The organism is Armatimonadota bacterium (genome assembly GCA_029907255.1).
Lineage (GTDB): Bacteria > Armatimonadota > UBA5829 > DTJY01 > DTJY01 > JAIMAU01.
The window spans coordinates 16,865-38,413 of record JARYMF010000005.1 but is presented as its reverse complement, the minus strand read 5'-3'; the positions used below and the strand labels follow the sequence as shown (position 1 = coordinate 38,413).

The window sequence follows — 21,549 nt, the reverse complement described above, 5'->3', positions numbered from 1 at the left end:
TTAGCTGAATGGCTACTAACAGGGGGAGTTTGATGAAAGACAAAGTTGGTTACGGTATTATTGGATGCGGCGTAATCGCACCTTGGCACGCCGGAGCAGTTAGCAGAATTCCCGATGCGGAATTAATTGCTGTATGCGACATCGTTCCAGAAAAGGCGGAGAAAATCAAAAACGATTTTGGCGCGAAGTACGCATATACTGATTACAAAGAGATGCTCAAGCGAGATGATATTGATATCGTCTCTATATGTACGCCCAGCGGTATGCATGCGGATATGGGAGTCGACGCCGCTCTTGCTGGAAAGCATGTGATGACTGAGAAGCCTATTGATATCAGCCTTGAAAAGATAGACAAGTTGATCCAAACCTGTGCCGAACAGAAAGTTAAGCTTGCGTGCATCTTCCAGCGGCGCACATCGCCGTTATGGCAGCTTGTCAAGAAAACAATTGATGCTGGCAAGTTGGGCAAGCTTGTGTTGGGCGATGCGTATCTTAAATATTTCCGAAGTCAGGAATATTACGATAGCGCGGCTTGGCGTGGAACCTGGGCGCTCGACGGCGGCGGAGCGCTCATGAACCAAGGCGTTCACTGTGTTGACCTTCTCCGCTGGATAATGGGGCCGATTGACACAATCTTCGGTTTTGCCGACCATCTTGTAAGGAAAATTGAAGTGGAGGATACTTCAGTCGCCGCAATTCGATTCAAAAATGGAGCTTTTGGCGTGCTGGAAGGAACGACTTCTGTGACGCCAGGTATGAATCACCGATTGGAGTTTCATGGCGAGAAGGGGACAATACTTGTAGACGGTGAAAATATCGTTCGCTGGGACGTGCCTGGCGAGGATAAGCAAGAGGTCACAAAAAGCCTTCAAGACCAGGTGGGCAATGCATCTTCCGACCCAACCGCTATTTCTCAGCACGGCCATCAGGCGCAAATTGCGGACTTAATTGCTGCTGTGAAAGAAGATAGGGAGCCGATGGTGAGCGGTGCTGAGGCAAGGCACGCAGTTGAAGTGATTCTCGCTGTTTACCAATCGGCACGGACTGGCCAGCCTGTCAAACTATAATGTGAGAGGGCGGATTACCGTGTCAGCTCAACAGAATCGAAAGAAAAGATTGACGTCGGCTGATTATTTAAAGAAAGCGGACGAACTTGAGGCGAATGGGGAGTTTGAGAAGGCAATCGAGCTTCTGAGCAAAGCCATTCGTACGGCCAAAGACAAGCCGCTTTTATATTATCGGTTAGCTGTGCTTTGCAGAAGCCAGCGAAGGATGGATGACGCCATTCTGGCAGCTAAGCGTGCCCTGAGAATCAAGCCGGATGATCTTCGGAGCCGCGATCTGCTTCTGGAAATCCTGCTGGAGCTTGGGCGAGTTGATGATGCGATAAAAGAGGCAAAAGAACTCCTCAAGTACTCACCACATAGCCTAAGTGCACGAGACGTTCTCAGCATAGCTTATCTTCAAAAAGGAATGCTTGAAAAAGCACTGCAGGTTACAAATGAATTGATAAGTCTAGATCCTATGTCACCATTAAATCATTTTAAGAAGGCAGTGCTCTATCAGCAGAAGGGCGACATCGGCAATGCTGTTCAGGAGTTCACTAGGGTGTTGGAAATGCAGCCCGATGAGGATACAGCGCGCGAGGCTAGACAAGCAATCGAGGTTCTGGACAACTACCAGCTCCGCCATATACTCATGCTAGCGGCAGAGGATTACATATTCCGCGCAAAGCTAATTCGCGACCCTGAGGCGGCAGCCCTGGAAAGAGGATTCTATCTTAGCTACTCCGGAATGGCGACACTCAAACAAATTCAATTTGAAGAATTGCCGGAAGTCTGGGCTGAATGGAAGCAAAAGTTTTACCACTAATCGCTCTTATTCCTACTTGTGTTTGATTAATTGAACTTGGGATAAGAGTGCATGTTGGAGTAAGAGCATGGGTGGGCACAACGCTAGGGTCTATACCTCTCGGAAGCAGGATGACCTGGAAGCCGAGATGACGAGAATCGGAGCGGAGTGGGCCGGCGTCATCAGAATGCTTCCGAAAGCAGAACACTATGTTATCAAGCTGGACAACGTGCGAACCCCAGCGGCGCTCATCCTTAAGGAAGAAATGCTGGCAAAGGGTGGAGACGCAGCCATCCATCGAGACTGCATCACCGGTCGTATTGAGCACTCAGACGTACTGCTCATGGGTACTGGGAAGGTTTTTGACCAGGTGATTCATGACCTCCACGAACAGCAGTTTTCATTGCCAGAAATCGCCGACGAAATAGCTTTGGCAATCGAAAATTACCGTAATCCAATTTCGCTTATGCCTTCTCCAGGTGAGCTCCCTGTTTGCCTCCAGTCGTTCTATTCTACTATGCGCGAGCGCACCCTAATCATGGGGATATTGAATGTTACGCCCGATTCCTTCTCAGATGGAGGATTGTATGTAGATAAAAACGCTGCCATTAAGCGCGGCTTGGAGATGGTAAATGAAGGTGCTGATGTGATTGACATCGGCGGCGAATCAAGCCGTCCTGGCGCCGAACCCGTGCCTGTTGAAGAAGAGCTTGCCAGGGTCGTTCCAGTAATTCAGGAGCTTTCGAAGCGTGTATCAGTTCCGATTTCAATTGACACTTATAAGCCAGAAGTCGCACGTGCAGCGCTGGATGCGGGCGCAAGCATTATCAACGACATCACAGGCTTTGTAAATCCGCTTATGAGGGCACTTGCCGCCGAGCGAAAAGTTCCTGTGATAATCATGCATATGAAGGGCAATCCACAAACCATGCAAGATAATCCTGTCTATGAAGATGTGGTATCTGAGGTCATGAAATTTCTCCGCCAGCGCATTGAGCAAGTGGTCGAGGCTGGCTTGCCAGAAGAATACGTAATTATTGATCCTGGTATTGGTTTTGGCAAAACTGTTAAACATAACCTGGAGATTATCAGTAAACTGCGTGATTTCAAGTCGCTCGGCTTCCCCATTTTGATAGGTACATCAAGAAAATCCTTCATAGGCAAAATTCTGGGCGAACTCCCACCAACCGAGCGCTTGGAAGGTACTGCCGCCACTGTGGCCATTAGTATTGCCAACGGAGCAAATATCGTTCGGGTGCATGATGTAGAACAAATGGCAAAGGTGGCGAGGATGACCGATGCTATTGTTCGGTTTATTTCGGAAACACAACCGTTGCCGTAATCCTTCTGTTGCTTTTTAGTGAGAAGCGGCCATGGAGGTCATCGCGGACAAGGCTTTCTACGATTTGAAGCCCCAAGTTGCGGTTCTGGCGGAGGTCGAATCCTTTTGGTAGCGGCGTGCCGTCATTTATTACTGCAATCTCAATTTCACGTTCATCCTCTGAAAACTTTACGGCAACGTTCCCTTTATCAAGAGTCTTAAATCCATGCTTGAACGCATTTTGAATGAGTTCGTTTAAGATGAGAGCCACTGAGGTGGCTTTTGCCGGAGGAAGTAGGATATCCGGACCACTTAATGACGTTTCAACTTGTTTTTCGGACGATAGGAGACTTTGGGAGGTTGCAGCTAAGATATTTTCTGCAACCTTCTTAATGTTGACGTTATCCATTTCTTCTTGAGAAAGAACTTCATGGACGGAAGCTATGCTGAGGATACGGTTAATGCTTTCTTGTAGCACGGTTTCGACAGAATTACTTTTTGCATAGTGCATTTGTAAACGTAGGAGGCTAGCTATTGTCTGCAGGTTGTTTTTAACCCTATGGTGCATTTCCTGGATGATTGCTGACTTGACGACAAGCTTTGCGTTATCAATGGCAAGAGCCGCATGGCTAGCAAGCGCTGTGAGAATTCCAATCTCGCCATTCGTGAAGACATGTGGTTTGTCTGTGTAACAATTGAGCACCCCAATTATCTTTTCGCGGACGCGCAGCGGAACAGAAATCATTGAGCAGAGCCCTTCCTTTCGGGCAATATCAGGATATCGGTATTCAGGAGTGCTCTTGACGTCGAGAACAGTAATTGGCCTGCCTTCTTGAATTGCTTTGCCTGCTAGGCTCTCCCCAAGCTTGAGGTTTGGCTTGAATATATATTCTCGGCTGGTGCTCTGTGTGGCACGGATTACAAGCTCTTGCTTTTCCTCATCTACAAGCATGACGGTCACGATTTTAAAATTCATCGTTTCGGCAGTCATGTTAACAATAAGACCAAGTATTTCGTCGAGATACATGCCGGAAGTCATTGAGCGGCTGACTTCGGATAAGGTTGAAAGGCGCGACACTTGAGTCTCCATGTTTCTGTAGAGGCGCGAACTTTGAACGGCATTCGCTACTTGTTCAGCTATGCGTTCCATCAAGCGTATCTGGCTTTCAGTGTATTTGTGGGGCGGATTCGTGCGAATATTAATAACGCCAACAAGTTGCTCGCCTGCTATTAGAGGAACAGACAGCATGGAATGAAAGCGGTCTTCTTTTAGCCCGGCGAAGGCTTTGTAACGGCGATCCCTAAATGCGTCTCTGTCAAGCGCTACGTGTTTTCGTTCTTGTGCTACCCAACCCGTGACTCCTTCGCCAACCTTCATTCTTATCTTGCCGAGCAATTCTCTATCAGCACCTTTGGCTGCTCTAAGAACAAGCTCTTCGCTTTCGTCATCAAGGAGGTAGATGAAGCAAGTATCGGTCTTTGTGACTTGGACAGCTATGTCGGCAACCACATCAAGCAAATGCTGGGTATCGAATGTCGAGCCGATTGCCTGCCCAAGCCGCCTGAGAGCTTCGATTTCGATATCGCGCTCTGCCAGCATTTCTCGAAGATGTTTGTTCTCTGCCTCAAGTTTGCTATATTTCTCTATAAGTTGGTTCATGGGAGTTTTAGGCATTGGGAGCATGGGAAGCAAGCGAAATTGGCTACCCAATCTATCCCATATCTTGCGTCAGGATGATCGCTTCTGCAATCTCCTTCATTGTTTTTCGAGTATTCATGCTTTGTGTTTGAATCCAGCGGAAAGCTTCTTGTTCTTTCATGCCGCGTTTCTCCATGAGTATTCCCTTTGCACGCTCGATTAGCTTGCGGATTTCTAGTTTCTCTTGGAGGTCGCCAACATTTTTTTCAAGAGCCTCCTTTTCTTGATAGCGGGAGATTGCTACCTCAATAGCAGGCAGAAGGTCAGCTTCTTTGAAGGGCTTGACTAGATAGCCAAAAACCCCAGCTTTCTTGGCTCTTTCTATGAGGTCCTGCTGGCTGTATGCGGTCAAGAGTATGGTAGGCGCAATCTTTTCCTCCGAGATTATCTTTGCCGCATCAAGTCCATCCATCTTTGGCATCTTGATGTCGAGAATGGCAAGATCAGGTTTGAGCAACCGAGCAAGTTCCACAGCTTTTTCGCCGTCGCCTGCCTCTGCTACAACCTGGTGGCCCATTTTTTCGAGTATCTTTCTTAAATCTAGCCGAATGATTGATTCGTCGTCAGCAATGAGTATACGAAGTGTCTGCACCAATTACTCCTCCCCGCTTCAACTTGTTCGAAAATTCTACTATATGGTATAATCTTTGTCAAAGTGCCTATTTGCAGATAAGTGGATAAAAGTATGCGGCTTAACCATGTGGGCTGGTGCATTGGTGCATTGGCCCTCTACCTGTTTATGAGAATTGGCCTTCCTATGCTCCGGATTAAGCTGCTGCGGCCGGATGTAGCGGCGTTTATTTCAATTTGCGCCTTCATGCTAGTGCAATTGGCTCTGATGCTAGTAATCGCTCGGATGCAATTAAGGCCAATATCTGCTTTGTTTGTTGCAGTTCCCAATTTTGCTTTGACGATCGCCTTGACCTATATTATGCTAAATGTGAAGATAACAAACCCCTTATTGGTGGATTGCATACTTGCAACTCGGTCGCTTTCTATGATGCTTTTGGCTGGTTCCATAGGCTACCTTGTTAGCTTTATTATTAGCGAACCGAACTTGCTTTTACCCGCCGCCATTTTCGCTGCGCTGGTGGATTACTGGAGCGTTACTTGGGGGCCTTTGAGCCATCTTTTAACCAACGCAATGCCTACGGTGGCAGCCGCATCGGTGCAGGTGCCGTCCATTGGACATCCTCAACCGATTACTATGATAGGCATTGGCGACTTTGTATTTCTAGCCCTATTCTTTAGTGTATTGTATCGCTTTCAAATGAACATAAAAGGCTCTTTTTGGTTGGGTTATGCGCTTTTGACAGCTTCGATGCTGCTAGTTCTATATTATAGAACTGCGTTGCCTGCTTTAGTTCCCATGGGGGTTGCAGTAATAGCCATGAATTTGAGATATTTTAGGCTCAAACGCGATGAGCTTGTTGCTATAATCTATGCGGGAGCAATTCTCCTAGCGTTTCTTGTTGTGGCAGGGTTTTTCTTTCTGCGAAGATAGGAAATTTATTAAATCATACTTCCCCGGTGATAATTGCCGGTCTTGTAAGGATGAGGGTGATGGCAGAGAAATACGATTTTCAGTCAATCGAGAAAAAGTGGCAAGAACGATGGTCTAAAGCCCAACTATTTAAAACTCGGGACGACCCTGAAAAGCCAAAGTATTACTACCTCGATATGTTCCCATATCCTTCTGGCGAGTTGCACATGGGCCACATGCGCAACTATATCATAGGCGATGTTATTTCTCGTTGCAAAGTAATGCAAGGATATAATGTCCTCCACCCGATGGGTTTTGATTCCTTTGGGCTGCCTGCTGAGAACGCTGCTATTGAACGCGGCATCCATCCAGCTAAATGGACGATGGATTGCATTGCTAGGATGCGCGAGCAATTTGGCCAACTTGGGATTTCCTTCGATTGGGACCGCGAGGTCATAACATGCCTTCCAGAATACTATAAGTGGAACCAATGGTTCTTTCTAAAGTTTCTAGAAAAAGGCTTGGCATACAAGAAGCTTGCGCCAGTGAACTGGTGCCCCGAATGTCAGACTGTGTTGGCGAATGAGGAAGTCGAAGGCGGCGTATGTTGGCGTTGTGGCAGCACTGCTGTTCGAAAAGATTTGGAACAGTGGTTCTTCAAAATCACAGAATACGCTGATCGCTTACTGCAGGATATCGATTTGTTAGAAGAATGGCCTGAGCGTGTGCGGACAATGCAGCGTAATTGGATTGGCCGCAGCGAAGGGGTCGTCATTAAATTCAAAGTTGCAGAGACTGGCGACGATGTTCCTGTTTACACTACACGTCAGGATACTGTTTATGGCGTGACATATCTGGTTCTTGCCCCCGAGCACCCACTAGTAGCAAAACTCACTGCTGGCACGGAGTATGAAAAGCCTGTTAAAGATTTTGTGGCTAAAGTGCGAACGTTGAGTGAGATAGAGCGCCTATCAACTACACTGGAAAAGATTGGCATGTTTATTGGGGCTAACGCTATCAATCCAATGAATGGAGAGAAAGTTCCAATCTGGATTGCGAATTACGTTTTATTAGAATACGGAACAGGCGCGGTCATGGGGGTCCCAGCGCATGATGAACGTGATTTTGAGTTTGCAAAGAAGTATGGCTTGGAAATTCGAGAGGTTATTGTTCCTCCAGGTCAAGCGCCCCAGGATCCTCACCATATGGTGGCAGCTTATATCGAACCAGGTATTCAAATCAACTCGGGGCCATTCGATGGTATGCCAAGCGAAGAAGCCAAGAAGGCTATTGCAGATTATATGGAGGAACATAATATAGGCCATCGGCAAATAAGCTACCGCTTGCGCGACTGGCTTATTTCTCGCCAGCGTTATTGGGGCACGCCAATCCCAATTGTTTATTGCGAGAAATGTGGTATGGTGACTGTTCCCGAAGATAAGCTTCCCGTTGTCCTGCCAACGGATGTGAAGTTTACCGGTAAAGGTGAGTCACCACTTACAACATCAGCCACGTTTTTGTATACGGATTGTCCTAAATGTGGTGGAAAAGCAAGACGCGAAACTGATACCATGGCGACATGGATAGACTCGTCTTGGTATTTCCTAAGATACGCAAGTCCGCATGAAGAAAAAATGCCTTTTGACAAGGATGCAGTTGACTTTTGGCTGCCTGTTGACCAATATGTCGGTGGCGTTGAGCATGCAGTACTCCACTTACTTTACTCCAGGTTCTTTACAAAAGTAATTAAGGACCTTGGCTTGATTAATTTCTCTGAGCCATTTACACGCCTATTTACCCAGGGCATGATTTATAAAGATGGCTTTAAGATGAGCAAATCTCGTGGCAATGTGGTCTCCCCGGATTATATTTGTAGCAAGTATGGCGCGGATACAGGGCGCATGTTTATTTTATTTATCGGACCTCCCGACCAGGACGCTGAATGGAGCGATCAGGGCATCGAAGGGGTTTTTAGGTATCTAAATCGCGTCTGGCGCCTCTTTAACGCAAATTCCGCAAACTTCGATTCGTCTTGGAGGGAAAAGCTCAAAGGCGCAGACCTGAGCGTGCCTGAGCGGAATATGCGTCGAAAAACCCATCAAACAATTCGCAAGGTTACCGAAGATATTGAGCGTTTCCACTTCAATACTTCGGTGAGTGCTCTAATGGAAATGGTGAATGAGATGGCAGATTATTTGGATGCCATTGGCTCTAACCCGTCAGCTGTCAGCTTTGCTGTTTTGTCTGAAGCTATGGAAAACCTTGTGTTGCTTCTCAGTCCATTTACTCCTCACCTGGCAGATGAGCTTTGGGAGCGCCTGGGGAAATCAGGCACCACATACCAGCAGAGCTGGCCTGAGTTCGACCCTGAGATTGCGAAGGTTGAGCAAGTTACAATTGTGCTTCAAATAAACGGCAAAGTCCGAGATAGAATTGAGGTACCCGTGGACACCGACCGCGCAGAGCTTGAGCGGCTTGCCTTAGAAAGCGAAAGAATCAAGTCGTTCCTAGATAATAAACCTGTGCGAAAGGTTATTGTTGTTCCAGGGAAGTTGGTAAATATAGTAGTTTAAGCAAGTTTCCCTAAGAGAACGGAGGAATTAATTGGCTAAGCTTCTTCTTCTGGCTTATGTTGCTATTTGTCAGACAGTAATCAAAGTCCAACCGACCATTGTTGACCCATCCCAGTGGTCGTATTATGAAGTCCACAGGACAAAGGCTCCAATAACAATTGACGGTGTCCTTACCGAGGAAGAATGGGGCCATGCGCCCGAAACTTCGCCCTTTAAAGAAGTATTTCAGCCTGGAGACCTTCAAGAGGCTCGAACTACAGCAAAGCTTCTATGGGATGACAAATATCTTTATGTAGCCTTCATCTGCTGGGACGATGATATTTGGAGCAATTATACCAAGTTCGATGACCCCGTTTATGCTGAAGAAGCAGCTGAGATTTTCATAGATCCCGAAGGTTGTGGGCGGCACTACTGGGAGATAGACATCAGCCCGCGCAATGTGGTCGTTGACTTAAACATTACGCGCGCTGGTTTTCAAGCTAAAGCTGCTACACTTGCACGCTATAATGTCAAAGGGTTGAAGACTGGCGTAAAGGTTTACGGAACGCTCGACAATCGAAACGACAAGGATGAGAAGTGGACTGCCGAAATGGCCATCCCTTGGTTGGATTTTAAAGGCAGGAAAGTTAATGTCCCTCCAAAAATAGGCGATTCGTGGAGAGCCAATATGTTTCGTTGTGAGCGTGCCGGGCCAGCTAAGGAAGACGATCAATTCCTTTCGTGGTCCCTTTCACCAGGCGTGTTTCATCAGCCGAAAAACTTTGGCGTGCTTGTATTTTGCAAGTAGAACGCTATGAATGTGGGTTGCTCTACAGGTATTATTTGTTTCTTTCTATTGCTAAGTTTTCATGTAGGAGCTGCCATGGAAAAGCCACGAGTCGGATACACCATCGAAAAATTCACCATCAGCCGGGATGATTCCCTATACGAATGTTTTCCAAGCTTAGCAAGATGCAACAATGGAAGAATAATACTTACATATCGAGAGAGCGATTCCCATGTTGCAAAAGATTTTTGCAGATTAGTTGTGCGGATAAGCGATGACAATGGCAAGACATTCTCAGAACGAAAAATCTTGGCTGAGAGCCACCAGAAGGACGGCGTTCTGCTGAAATATAACTGCCCGAAGGTTCAGCAGCTAAAGGATGGACGTATACTGCTGATTTGTGATGTATTCAAAACTCCGCCAGCTGATGATGAGAAGGGTGGGGCAGGCTCGGATATAGTGTTCTTTTTCAGCAATGACTATGGGGAAACCTGGTCTGCTGAACATAAAACTGGCGTTCATGGCATCATGCCCGATGAAGTTATCGAGCTTGCGAACGGTGATTGGCTGTTGGCAACTCAGTTTCGGCGGGGAAATACCTTCCAGTGCGTGAGCCGAAGCATAGACGGCGGCAAAACCTGGAGCGAACCTATCACCATTGCGGCGAGAGAAGGCTTTAATTTCTGCGAAGCGTCTATTCTCCAACTTCCGACTGGCGAGCTTGTGTGCTATATGCGGGAAAACAGCGGCAAAGGTCTGCCAATATATAAATCAATTTCAAACGATGGTGGCAAAACTTGGGAAGGGCCTTTCGAAACCTTGATGATGGCTGGCCATCGTCCTGTTGCTCATCTTACAAAAAGTGGAAAAGTCATGATAACCTATCGCCATCAACCAGGTGGTGCAGGCGCATGGGCAAAAAATACCTTCGCCTACCTTGAGTCGGTTGAAAGCGCACTGGAGACTGACAGGTCAAAACAGTTTGGAGTTATCTTGCCTCTTGATCATGACCGAAGCCCAAAATCGGATGGTGGTTATACCGGCTGGGTCGAAATTGAGCAGGGTTGCTTTTTTGCCGTTAATTACATAGTTGATGATGCACCAAAGGCGCAGATACGAGGCTATAGGTTTAGAGAAGAGGATTTTTGAGAGGGGCTTTTGCTTACGTAGAAGAATGGCAGGGTTATATTTTGAAGCGGAGGAGAGCTTTCTATGCAATTGTCATACTTTTTAGTGATCACCCTGCTGATGCTTGCTTCATCGGCGCATGCTGGCGCTGTTGAGGGCGGCAAAAGATATAGCGTTTTCTTCCCACCAGAACTAGTAGCGAAAGCCCGGAAAAATATTTCAAAATACCAATGGATGGCTGGGCAAAAGAATGCAATTATTAAGGCGGCGCAACCCTGGTTGAAGATGTCAGATGATGAGCTTTGGGCGCTCATGTTTGGGCCAACTATTCATCGGGCGTGGCATGTGCTTTCTGATGGCAACTGTCCTGCTTGCAAGAAACCTGTTCCCATGTATGGCTGGCGCCATGACGCACTGAATCATCCATGGAAGGTTCAATGCCCCCATTGTAAAGAGTTCTTCCCAAAGAATGATTTCTACAAATTCTATCTTTCTGGCCTTGATGAACATGGCATTTTTGATCCAAAGAGGGCCAACCGAACACTTCTCTTCAATACCGAGCATCCAAATCCAGAGGACCCACTCCATAAGTTCGGTGTGGATGATGGCACAGGTTACGTGGAAGGTGGAAGGAAGTGGCAATTCATTGGCGCATATCTGATTTATGGCCAATGGAAACAGGCGGTTCTTGGCGGCATTCGAAACCTTGCATCTGCATATATAGTTACCGGTGACCGCAGATATGCTCACAAAGCTGCTATACTCCTTGATAGGGTTGCTGATCTTTATCCAACCTTTGATTTCATGTCTCAGGCAGATTTATACGACGGGCGGAACCAAGGCAACGGATATGTCTCTGTGTGGCATGATGCATGCGAAGAAACCCGCGAGCTTGCAATGGCATACGATATGATTTCGGATGCCATTTTTGAAGACAGAAAGCTGATTGAATTTCTTTCGCAGAAAGCAAAGCTTTTTGGTATCACTAGCCGAAAGACCTCTGCGGAAGATATATGCCGCAACATTGAGGACCGCATTTTGCGCGATGCTTTGGCCAATCCAGCGAAAATTCATTCCAACTATCCTCGTGCAGAGATTACTAAGATAGTTATCATGGCAATCTTGGGTTGGCCCACAAATAAAGACCAAGTGATGGCTGTATTTGATGCAATGATGGAGCGTGCCACCGCTGTGGATGGCGTAACTGGAGAAAAGGGACTGTCTGGATACTCGGCAATCACCATTCAGAGCGTCGCTGGCTTGCTAGAACAGTTTTCAAGAATTGACTCGGATTTTCTAGCGAATGCTCTTAGGCGGCATCCGAGAATTCATGATATGTTTCGCTTTCATATCGACACCTGGTGCATGCAAGAATACTATCCTTGTGTAGGTGACGCTGGAAGTTTTGCTCGGAAGTGCACCTCTTATGTCGGAGTGATTTTCTCCAAAGACCCGGCGGCTGGTAGTATGTGGACGTTTGCACTTACTCCATCGATGTTTAGCTTCCTGTGGCGCTTGTATGAGGTGACTGGAGATACCAATTTTGTCAAAGTGCTTTACCATGCGAACGAAAACAAATTGGAAAACCTCCCATACGATTTGTTCTGCGATGACCCCGAAGCTTTTCAACGGAATGTCCGCAATGTAATTGCTCGAGTTGGACCAACCATAGAGCAAAAGAGTGTCAACAAAAAGGAGTGGCATATAGCAATCCTTCGGTCTGGCACGGGTAAGAACGCTCGCGCAGCATGGCTTCAGTATGACTCAATGGGCGGACATGGGCATGCAAATCACATGCACCTAGGCCTCTTTGCAAAAGGTCTCGACCTCCTGCCTGACTTCGGCTACAAGCCTGTCCAATTTGGCGGCTGGGGATCACCTAGGGCAACATGGTATGGCATGGCGGCGGCGCACAATACGGTGGTGGTGGACGGAAAAGATCATGCTGGCGGTGCTGGCACCTCCACACTATGGGCTGATGGTGCGGAGTTCCACGCAATTCGAGCAGCAGGAGGGGAGCCAGTCGGCACCAGGCGGTTTGAGCGTTTGATAGCCCTTGTGGATATTTCGGAAACGGGTTTTTATATATTTGATGTGTTCCGGGTAGCTGGGGGAACTGATCATGCTAAGTTTACCGGAAGCCATTTCGGAACTATTTCAACAGACGGATTGTCACTCAAACCAGCACCAGATTATGGCTACGGCACGCAAATGCGTAATTTCCAAGTTGATTCCACCCCTCAGATTCCCTGGAGCGTTGATTGGAAGATTGAAGATAAATACGAATATCTTCCAAAAGACTCTGATATTCATTTCCGATATACCGACCTGACTCACGGTGCTGAGGCGTATGTTGCTGAGGCATGGGTTGCACTCGGCATAAGCACTACTGCGGACGCATGGATACCGCGAATCATAACGCGCAGGAGGTCGACTGCTGGAGACTTATCTTCGACCTTTGTTGCGGTAATGGAACCGTATGAAAGTAGGTCTGCCATTAAGGAGATTCGGAGGCTTTTTCTCTCAGATGCCAAAGGCGAACCATGCTCAGACAATCAAGTGGCAGTCGAAATACTATTAGCAGATGGGAGTCGCGATTTAATCACCTCATCAGATATTGAAAGCACACACGGTATCCTTGTCCAAAAGGAATGGGATATGCAAACGGATGCTGAGCTTTGCATGGTTCGACAGGATAAAAAGGGGAAAATCAGAAAAATAATCGTGTGTAAGGGTAGTTTCCTTGAGGTCGATGGTGTCAAAATAGCTTTTAACGGCAAACCAGAGTTAATTGAGCTAGCCATTGATGAAAGAAATGCCTTGCTTGTCTCCGGCAGTGCCAAAGATATCAAGGCCACTAGTTTGAATGTCATTAAATAGTTCAGTTTGTTAGAACAAGATGCCTACACGACGCGAATTTTTAAAGCGGGCAGCTGGTTTTATAGTCGCTGGGGAGATTACTTTGTGTAATGAAACTAAGGCGGATGATATGTCGCAGAAAACTAAGTTACCGGAAATTATTACCCTTCCAGCAAGCTATTACCAGCAGTTCGATGCCGATTTCGGTCTCGATGTTCCAGCTGAGGGCTATGGCGGATGGAAGAAGGCAGAAATCGAAATTTCACGTGACCACACGGCGCTTGTCGTAATGCATGCATGGGATATGGGCACGAGGGAAAAATACCCAGGCTGGCATAGGGCGGTCGAATATATTCCTAGAGCCAATAAAATCTGTCAAACTGTTTTTCCTAAGCTGCTTTCGGCGGTTCGAGAAGCTGGCTTTAAGCTTTTCCATGTGGTCGGCGGCAGCAGCTATTACTACAGTCAATATCCTGGTTATCAGCGAGCAGTTAAGTTGGCAGGTGCTGAACCTGAGCGACTTGAAAGCATAAAAGCTGACCCGATTCTCGAAAAGTTAAGAAAGTTCAGGGATGACCGAGTTTCTGTTGGTCGTCATAATGCAGCGGATGTGGCAGAAGGCTTTAAAAATCTCGATTTTCATCCAGCAGCAAAGCCTGTTGGGGATGAGGGAATCGCTGAGAATGGCAACCAATTGTTTGCTTTGTGTAAGGAAGCAGGTGTGAATCATCTTATTTACACCGGATTTGCGATTAATTGGTGTCTGCTTCTCTCGCCGGGCGGAATGGCGGACATGTCAAAGCGGGGGATAATGTGTTCTGTAATCAGGCAGGCGACTACTGCTGTGGAAAACAAGGAAAGTGCACGGGAGGAGCTTCACAAAGAAGAAGCTCTTTGGCGCGTTGCCCTTGCGTTTGGCTTTGTTTTCGACGTAGACGATTTTATTAAAGCGTTGAGGGTAGCTTAGTAATATAGATGCATTGTGGAGTTTTGCAATTGACTTAATTTCAAAATTGTGCTGGTAGGTTTAAAAATTTTGTTGCCCCAGAGGGGAAAATCATGGCTAATTATATTTACCGAAAACTTGAAGAAGTTCCTACAATACAATGCCCCTGCGGTGAGAGCACGAGGATAATAACATGCGAAGACACACCTGTTGCCAATATCCACGTAACCTATATCACTGATTCCAAAAAGCATTACCATAAAAAGGTTACCGAGTTTTATTATATTCTCGAAGGTATTGGGGAGATGGAACTAGGTGATGAGGTGGTTCCTTTAGAGCCAGGCGTAACTATTCTCATTCCGCCTGGCTTGCCACACAGGGCCTATGGCGAGGTTAAATGCCTGATTGTTGGTGTGCCCGCATGGCAGCATGACGATGAGTTCTTTTGTGGTGAATAGAAGACCTTGCTGATGAAGGAGGCCGCTTTAATTGTCCAACCAAGTAGCTCTCGAACAGCAACTCAATAGTTTTGACCATAATGAGCGCCGTGCCGCTTTGGAAGAACTTGCATTGCAAGTTCAATCAGGGCAGATTAAGGTGCCGCCGCCGAAAGAAGAGGTCAATCTTCACTTCCACACATTCTTTTCCTTCAATGCGAATGGCTGGTCGCCAAGCCGCATTGCATGGGAGAGCCTAAAGTATGGCTTGGAGATATCAGGAATAGTGGATTTTGATGTCCTAGACGGCATGGATGAGTTTCTTGCGGCAGGCGAGATTCTTGGGCTGAAAACAGTTGTTGGCCTTGAAACCCGTGTTTTCATTAAGGAGCTTGAGGATAAAGTGATGAGCTCTCCTAATGAGCCGGGAATTGCCTACTTTATGGCGGCGGGATGCTTTAAGCAACCTCCTGCAGGAAGCGAAGCGGAGCGCATACTTAGGTCAATGGCTCAGACAGTCCGCATGCGAAATATCGGCTTAATGGCAAGGGTGAATGCATACCTGGGTGATGTTCAGCTTGACTATGAATCGGATGTAATTCCTTTGACTCCTTCGGGCAATGCAACTGAACGCCATCTTTTGAAAGCTTATGAGTATAAGGCTGAGCAAGTATTTGGCGGAAATATGGACAAAATTGCATCATTCTGGTCAGAAAAGTTAGGCATATCAAAAGAAGAGGTGGCGACACTTATACCTGATACGCCAAAGTTTCATGAGATAATGAGATCGAAACTTATGAAGTTTGGCGGGGTAGGGTACGTGCCGCCGGATAGCGGAAGCTTTCCTACCATTGAGGAAGCAGTCCAAATGATTCATGGAATGGATGCCCTGCCGATGATTGCGTGGCTGGATGGTACTAATGCAGGCGAGGAAAATACGATAGAGTTTCTTGCACTACTTCGTTCAAAGGGTGTAGTTTCGGTTAACATTATCCCTGACCGGAATTGGAACATTAAGGATCCTGCCGAGAAAGCGCTCAAGCTCCGCAAATTGGACGAAGTCGTGCGGGCTGCAAGAGATTTTAGAATGCCAATCTCCGTTGGTACGGAAATGAACAGGGCGGGACAGCCCTTTGTAGACAACTTCTCGGCGCCAGAACTGAAGCCTTATGTGAAAGATTTTGTCGATGGTGCACGGTGCATCTATGGGCATACCGTTCTTGCGAGATACGCGGATTTTGGCTGGTTTAGCGAAAAGGCATATGCGGCTTTTGGGCGGGATGAAGGTGCCAGAATGCGGTTCTTTGTCGAAGTCGGCAAGTCAATCGCTCCTTCGATGAAGATAGATGGGCGCCTCAAGGATATAAATGATCCTGAAACTATTATTCAATTTCTAAAAAACAGCTAGTCGAGGAGAATCAGTTGGCAGGATTCACTACCAGGCCTGTAATAATGGGCACACACGCGGTGATTTCAACCGGACATTACCTTGCAACGGATGCAGGGCTGAGAATTCTTCATCAAGGTGGCAATGCAATTGATGCAGGGGTTGCCGCTGGCTTTTGTCTTGCGGTTCTTGAGCCCCAGCTTAATGGAATTGGCGGCGAGGTGCCAATATTGATTTATTCGGCTAAGCACAGGAAGGTCTTTGCAATCAATGGGCAGGGAACGGCTCCAAAGCGGGCAACCATTGAATGGTTTAGAAAACAAGGAATTAGTTTAATTCCAGGAGACGGCTTCCTTCCCGCCACCGTGCCGGCAGCTTTCGATGCGTGGGTGACGGCGCTTCGGGAGTTTGGCACAATGACGCTTGCCGAAGTGCTTGCGCCAGCGGTTGAGCTTGCAGAGTTTGGTTTCCCTATGTATGCCCATCTCAGAAATGTCCTGCGCACTCATGCGGAAAAATTTCTTTCAGAATGGCCAACTTCTGCAGAGGCATTTCTTCCTAACGGCAAAGTTCCCGAAATTGGAGAAATCTACTGCCAGCCATACTGGGCAGCTACTTTCCGGAAGATTATCCAAGTGGAGAAAGAAGCATCAAAAAGGGGCCGTGATGGCGCTCTTGAAGCTGCTAGGGATGCTTTCTATAAAGGCGAGATTGCTGAAAGGATAGCAGAATTTGCCCAGAGCACAAAAGTGAAGGATGCAACCGGCGTTTCGCATTCTGGATTGATTGAGTATGATGATCTCGCGGGCTACCGAAGCCGAATAGAGGACCCCGTGACTGTCAACTACCGTGGATATGATGTGTTTAAGTGCGGCCCATGGTCTCAGGGGCCGGTTTTTCTACAGCAATTAAACCTTCTGGAAGGTTTTGACCTTGGAAAAATGGGTCATAACTCAGCGGATTATATCCATACAATAATCGAGTGTGCTAAGCTTGCCTTTGCAGACAGGGAGGCATATTATGGCGATCCTGAGTTCGATGACGTGCCGCTTGACATTCTTCTGTCGAAAGATTATGCGGATTCCCGAAGGGGATTGATAGACCAACGGCAGGCATCTGATGAGTTTAGGCCGGGAGATGTTGGCTGTGGACCTTTGCCATATGACCCAGCTTTTGTCGCGCCGCCAAATGAGTCAGATTCAGCCGACCATGACACAACTCATTTAGACGTCGTTGATGCCGCTGGAAACATGTTCTCAGCTACCCCTAGTGGCGGATGGCTGATGTCGTCGCCGGCGGTCCCAGGTCTCGGCTTCCCGCTTGGCACCAGGGGACAAATGTTCTTCCTAGATTCACGTCGGCCAAATGCACTTCAACCTGGCAAGCGGCCAAGAACGACTCTCACACCGTCTTTATGTATTAAGGACGGCATGCCGTTTATGGCGTTTGGTACCCCTGGCGGCGATATGCAAGACCAATGGACGCTTCAGTTCTTCTTGAATGTTGTGGACTTTGGCATGAATGTTCAGGAAGCTGTGGATGCACCATTATTCCACACATCTCATTTTCCAAGCTCATTCTATCCACGCACTATGTTGTCCAAGCGGTTAGCTGTTGAAGAGCGCATACCCGAAAGCATTCGAGAAGAGTTGGCGCGGAGAGGCCACATAATTGCTGTTGGTGGACCATGGGCTTTTGGCAGGGTGCTTGGAATTCAAAAACACAATGATGTGATCTTTGGCGCCGCCTCGCCTCGTATGGAGACGGCCTATGCGGCTGGGTGGTGACGGAACACCTTGTGATAAAACATTTGCCACCATAAAAATAAAGGGAATCGTCAAAGGCTTAATAGCTATGAAGGTGCATGCTGTTCTAAAAGTAAATGTAAAATAAGAATGCGTTACGGAGAGCTGGACTTTGGATAAATCAAAGACATTAGTGGATACTCAGAGCAGCCATGACCGAAGGAAGGTATACCTTCAGCGGGTCGGCGTCAAAGGCGTTGAAATTCCGTTTCAAATCAAGGCTATGGAGGATGGCCATCAAACTGTTCTGGCTACCGTAGACCTGATGGCGGACCTGCCCCACTATTACAAGGGCACACACATGAGCCGATTCATTGAGATATTGGAGGAATGGCGCAACCGTCCAGTTTCAGGCCATGAAGTCAGGTTGATACTTCAGCAAACCAAGGATCACCTTCGAGCTGAGATGGCGCACGTTAACATCAGATTTAAGTATTTCATCGAAAAACAAGCGCCTGTATCAAAGCTGAGGAGCATACTCGGCTATGACAGTGCGTTTTGTGGCGACCTAAATGGGAAGACATTTGACTTTACACTCCGAGTTAATGTCCCAATTAATATTGTATGTCCTTGCAGTAAAGCCATATCGGAGGTTGGAGCACACAACCAAAGGGCTTTCATTCGAGCAAGTGTGCGTTTTGTTCCAGGAAAATCGCTTTGGATTGAGGAACTCGTCCACATTTTGGAACAGCAAGGGAGTGCCCAAATCTATCCAATCCTCAAGCGCGAAGATGAGAAATTCGTTACTGAGCGTGCATTTATGACTCCAAAGTTCGTCGAAGATGTTGTGCGTGACTGCGTTCTCGTTCTTCGGAAGGAGCCTCGCCTTCGGTGGTTTGAAGTTGAGTGTGAATCAGAGGAATCGATTCACGCCCACAACGCATACGCATACCACCAAGAGACGCTTATGCAATCCGAGGCAACATCTCCTCGGTAACAAGGCGCGAAGGAGTCCCGCCGGAGAAAAAGATTTCAAGGTTGTGGACTGCTGCCTCTCCTTGGCGGCGAACCATCTCAGGTGTGCCTCCTGAAATGTGTGGCGTAAAGACAACGTTTTCAAGCGCAAAGAACTCGTGACCATCTGGAAGAGGTTCGGGGTCGGTTACATCTAAAGCTGCGGTGAACCGACCTGTTTTCAATTCTTCCAATAGTGCATCGTGGTCTATAATTGCCCCTCGCGCGGTATTAATCAGCACCGCTCCTTCCTTAATTGACTGCAAATGCTCACGGCGAATCATGTGGCGGGTTTCTTCCGTCAGCGGCGCATGGATTGAAATTACGTCGCATTTTGCGAACAGTTCCTCTAAGGAAACCTTTTTTGCCCCAAGGTTCTCAGCTTCCTCAGGAGTAATGTAAGGATCATAGATACAAAGCTCAACATCCCATGGTTTAATAAATCTAATTACTTCGCGCCCGATAAGGCTTGCACCAACGATGCCAACGCGCTTGCCATTCAGTTCTCGTGGTTCTGCAACTCCGTGGGGCCGCCAGGTTTTTTGTGTACGGATGGCAGTAGCTAAGTTGACCACATTTCTAAGCATGATTTCCATCATAGCTACTGTCATTGCAGCTACTGAAATAGCCATTGCTGGTTGTGATGTGCAAACGGTGATACCTCGTTTGAAGACCTCAGGTGTAATTATTCCCTTGATTGAACCGGCGGCGTGGACGATAACACGCAGTTTACCTGCATTTGCGATGACGTTAGGACCAAATCGTGGCGAACCCCAGCTCGTAATGCAGGCATCGAATCCTGATATAAGCAAAGAAAGCTCTTCTTCGGTGTAGTTTCGGTCGTTTGGGTTTACAACAACTTCGCCAAGAGCATTGAGTCTAGCTAGCGATTCTTGGCTGAAGAGTCGAGCCCTGAGTGTTGGTCCAGGAAGGATAAGTATCTTGTGCATAATGTGTCTCCATTTTTGGTTGTTATCCCCAGCTTACCTGGCGATATCTTATAAGTCAAGAGCAAAGTTTGGTTGACACCAAAAGCCTTAAAGTAGTAGATTAGATAACCGTGGAATTGCACAAAATTAGCTTGTTGTGCGTCTAATAAACGCGGGTTAGTTGTACAAGTCATGCCACACAAAGGCGGGATTCACTTCTCGCGAAGATAAGTAAGTCTAGAGTTGATTGGTGGAATGAAAGTTGGCTAGGAAGATTTCAATCAAAGCAGTTAGGCATAGCTACTACAATGAGCCAGTTATTGTAGCAATAGATGGGATGGAAGACCCAAAAGACTTGGGTGTTTCTCTTGTCGAGATTGGAACGGGCCGGGCAATTCCAGCCCAGGTCATGAACAGGCAGGGAGATTGCATCCATCTTTGTATAGTAGTTGATGCTTTACCAAAGGGAGAAAGCCGTGAATTTGAGATAGGTTGTTCTTCTAGTACGACCGATGGCGTGAATCTTATTGATGATGGCAAAAAAGTCGAGTTTAGGATAGGCGGGAAGCTGTTTACAGCCTATCACTACGTATCTGATCTCCCAAGGCCATTTATGTTTCCTTTAATAGGTCCAGGCGGTGTAAACGTGACCAGGCGCTTTCCAATGGAGAAGGATGTCCCTGGCGAAACTAGCGACCACAAACACCATAGGTCTTTGTGGGTTGCTTTTGGTGATCTAAACGGTGCGGATGGATGGTCTGAGGAACCTGGCCATGCTGTGACCGTGCACAAAGAGTTTCTCGATAAAAGCAGTGGCCCAGCTTTTGGACGGATAAAAACGTTGAATGATTGGCTCGATTCCTCGGGAAATAAGATAATGGAGGAAGAGCGCGAAGTTATCGTATACAATGTAACAGAACATGCCCGTTTGATAGACCTACGCGTCGTATTCAAAGCAACCCAAGGTGACGTTCGGTTTGGTGATACCAAAGAAGGCGGCATAGTGGCGATTAGGGTCGCCACGAGTATGGATGGCAACAAGGGAGGCTTGATTACAAACTCATACGGCGGCGTTACTGAAATTGAAACTTGGGGAAAGCGCGCACATTGGTGTGATTACTCTGGACCGGTAGAAAGCCAAACCGTTGGAATTACGATATTTGATAATCCAGCTAACTTCCGATATCCTACTTATTGGCATGTTCGAGATTATGGCCTTATGACTGCGAATCCATTTGCTTTATCGGCATATAAAAGAGACCCCAACGTTGATGGGAGCTACATTTTAAAGGCTGGAGAGATATTTCCATTTGCTTATCGGATATATATTCATAGCGGCGATGTGATTGCCGGAAACGTAGCTGAGAAGTATCACGGATATATCAACCCGCCTGTTGTGGCGGTGGAATAA

The 21,549-nt window shown here is 47.1% G+C and carries 17 protein-coding genes; 14 read left to right on the top strand and 3 right to left on the bottom strand.

The features are described from left to right. Positions 1–32: 32 nt before the first annotated feature. The 3 genes from QHH26_05425 (at position 33) to folP (ending at position 3,193) form a co-directional block, all read left to right on the top strand. Entirely contained in the window at positions 33–1,067 is a 1,035-nt protein-coding gene (locus QHH26_05425; GenBank protein ID MDH7481405.1) for a Gfo/Idh/MocA family oxidoreductase, read from the top strand. A 19-nt stretch (positions 1,068–1,086) separates the two neighbouring features. Further along, entirely contained in the window at positions 1,087–1,872 is a 786-nt protein-coding gene (locus QHH26_05420) for a tetratricopeptide repeat protein (protein ID MDH7481404.1), read from the top strand. Positions 1,873–1,939: 67 nt separating this feature from the next. Then, entirely contained in the window at positions 1,940–3,193 is a 1,254-nt protein-coding gene (gene folP, locus QHH26_05415) for a dihydropteroate synthase (GenBank protein MDH7481403.1), read from the top strand. Here the strand turns inward: folP and QHH26_05410 are convergent. Both QHH26_05410 and QHH26_05405 read right to left on the bottom strand, forming a co-directional pair. Continuing rightward, a complete protein-coding gene (locus QHH26_05410) occupies positions 3,165–4,883 on the bottom strand; it encodes a GAF domain-containing protein (GenBank protein ID MDH7481402.1) in 1,719 nt (572 codons plus the stop codon). The genes folP and QHH26_05410 overlap by 29 nt on opposite strands. 1 nt (position 4,884) lies before the next feature. Further along, a complete protein-coding gene (locus tag QHH26_05405; GenBank protein MDH7481401.1) occupies positions 4,885–5,466 on the bottom strand; it encodes a response regulator in 582 nt (193 codons plus the stop codon). A 90-nt stretch (positions 5,467–5,556) separates the two neighbouring features. Here QHH26_05405 and QHH26_05400 point away from each other — a divergent pair, with 90 nt between their 5' ends. From QHH26_05400 to folE2, 10 genes are all read left to right on the top strand, one after another. Next, positions 5,557–6,375 (top strand): hypothetical protein, encoded by an 819-nt coding sequence (locus QHH26_05400; protein ID MDH7481400.1) that lies wholly within the window; start codon positions 5,557–5,559, stop codon positions 6,373–6,375. Positions 6,376–6,434: 59 nt separating this feature from the next. Further along, positions 6,435–8,927 carry a leucine--tRNA ligase gene (leuS, locus tag QHH26_05395; GenBank protein MDH7481399.1) on the top strand — a complete coding sequence of 831 codons (2,493 nt, stop codon included), beginning with the start codon at positions 6,435–6,437 and terminating at the stop codon, positions 8,925–8,927. 31 nt (positions 8,928–8,958) lie between these two features. Then, a complete protein-coding gene (locus tag QHH26_05390) occupies positions 8,959–9,714 on the top strand; it encodes a carbohydrate-binding family 9-like protein (protein ID MDH7481398.1) in 756 nt (251 codons plus the stop codon). Positions 9,715–9,789: 75 nt separating this feature from the next. Then, positions 9,790–10,842, top strand: coding sequence for a sialidase family protein (locus tag QHH26_05385; protein ID MDH7481397.1), 1,053 nt, complete (start codon positions 9,790–9,792; stop codon positions 10,840–10,842). 63 nt (positions 10,843–10,905) lie between these two features. Then, entirely contained in the window at positions 10,906–13,701 is a 2,796-nt protein-coding gene (locus QHH26_05380) for a heparinase II/III family protein (protein MDH7481396.1), read from the top strand. 109 nt (positions 13,702–13,810) lie between these two features. Next, positions 13,811–14,647, top strand: a complete 837-nt coding sequence (locus tag QHH26_05375; protein ID MDH7481395.1) for a hypothetical protein — start codon at positions 13,811–13,813, stop codon at positions 14,645–14,647. 92 nt (positions 14,648–14,739) lie between these two features. Beyond that, positions 14,740–15,084 (top strand): cupin domain-containing protein, encoded by a 345-nt coding sequence (locus tag QHH26_05370; protein ID MDH7481394.1) that lies wholly within the window; start codon positions 14,740–14,742, stop codon positions 15,082–15,084. A 31-nt stretch (positions 15,085–15,115) separates the two neighbouring features. Then, positions 15,116–16,471, top strand: a complete 1,356-nt coding sequence (locus tag QHH26_05365; protein ID MDH7481393.1) for a hypothetical protein — start codon at positions 15,116–15,118, stop codon at positions 16,469–16,471. A gap of 14 nt (positions 16,472–16,485) precedes the next feature. After that, entirely contained in the window at positions 16,486–18,237 is a 1,752-nt protein-coding gene (locus tag QHH26_05360) for a gamma-glutamyltransferase family protein (protein ID MDH7481392.1), read from the top strand. A gap of 130 nt (positions 18,238–18,367) precedes the next feature. After that, positions 18,368–19,192, top strand: a complete 825-nt coding sequence (folE2, locus tag QHH26_05355; GenBank protein ID MDH7481391.1) for a GTP cyclohydrolase FolE2 — start codon at positions 18,368–18,370, stop codon at positions 19,190–19,192. On the opposite strand, the gene QHH26_05350 is transcribed toward folE2, so the two are convergent. Further along, positions 19,161–20,159: a hydroxyacid dehydrogenase gene (locus QHH26_05350; GenBank protein ID MDH7481390.1), complete on the bottom strand. Its 999-nt coding sequence runs from the start codon at positions 20,157–20,159 to the stop codon at positions 19,161–19,163. The two genes, folE2 and QHH26_05350, sit on opposite strands and share 32 nt — an antisense overlap. Positions 20,160–20,400: 241 nt before the next feature. Between QHH26_05350 and QHH26_05345 the strand changes: the two genes are divergently transcribed. Further along, positions 20,401–21,549 carry a PmoA family protein gene (locus QHH26_05345; protein ID MDH7481389.1) on the top strand — a complete coding sequence of 383 codons (1,149 nt, stop codon included), beginning with the start codon at positions 20,401–20,403 and terminating at the stop codon, positions 21,547–21,549.

What these genes read in the sequence shown, in the direction of transcription:
- QHH26_05375 (MDH7481395.1), top strand. Translation starts at nt 13,811, where the DNA reads ATGTCGCAGAAAACTAAGTTACCGGAAATTATTACCCTTCCAGCAAGC.
- folP (MDH7481403.1), top strand. Translation starts at nt 1,940, where the DNA reads ATGGGTGGGCACAACGCTAGGGTCTATACCTCTCGGAAGCAGGATGAC.
- QHH26_05385 (MDH7481397.1), top strand. Translation starts at nt 9,790, where the DNA reads ATGGAAAAGCCACGAGTCGGATACACCATCGAAAAATTCACCATCAGC.
- QHH26_05425 (MDH7481405.1), top strand. Translation starts at nt 33, where the DNA reads ATGAAAGACAAAGTTGGTTACGGTATTATTGGATGCGGCGTAATCGCA.
- leuS (MDH7481399.1), top strand. Translation starts at nt 6,435, where the DNA reads ATGGCAGAGAAATACGATTTTCAGTCAATCGAGAAAAAGTGGCAAGAA.
- QHH26_05380 (MDH7481396.1), top strand. Translation starts at nt 10,906, where the DNA reads ATGCAATTGTCATACTTTTTAGTGATCACCCTGCTGATGCTTGCTTCA.
- QHH26_05370 (MDH7481394.1), top strand. Translation starts at nt 14,740, where the DNA reads ATGGCTAATTATATTTACCGAAAACTTGAAGAAGTTCCTACAATACAA.
- QHH26_05350 (MDH7481390.1), bottom strand. Translation starts at nt 20,159, where the DNA reads ATGCACAAGATACTTATCCTTCCTGGACCAACACTCAGGGCTCGACTC.
- QHH26_05400 (MDH7481400.1), top strand. Translation starts at nt 5,557, where the DNA reads ATGCGGCTTAACCATGTGGGCTGGTGCATTGGTGCATTGGCCCTCTAC.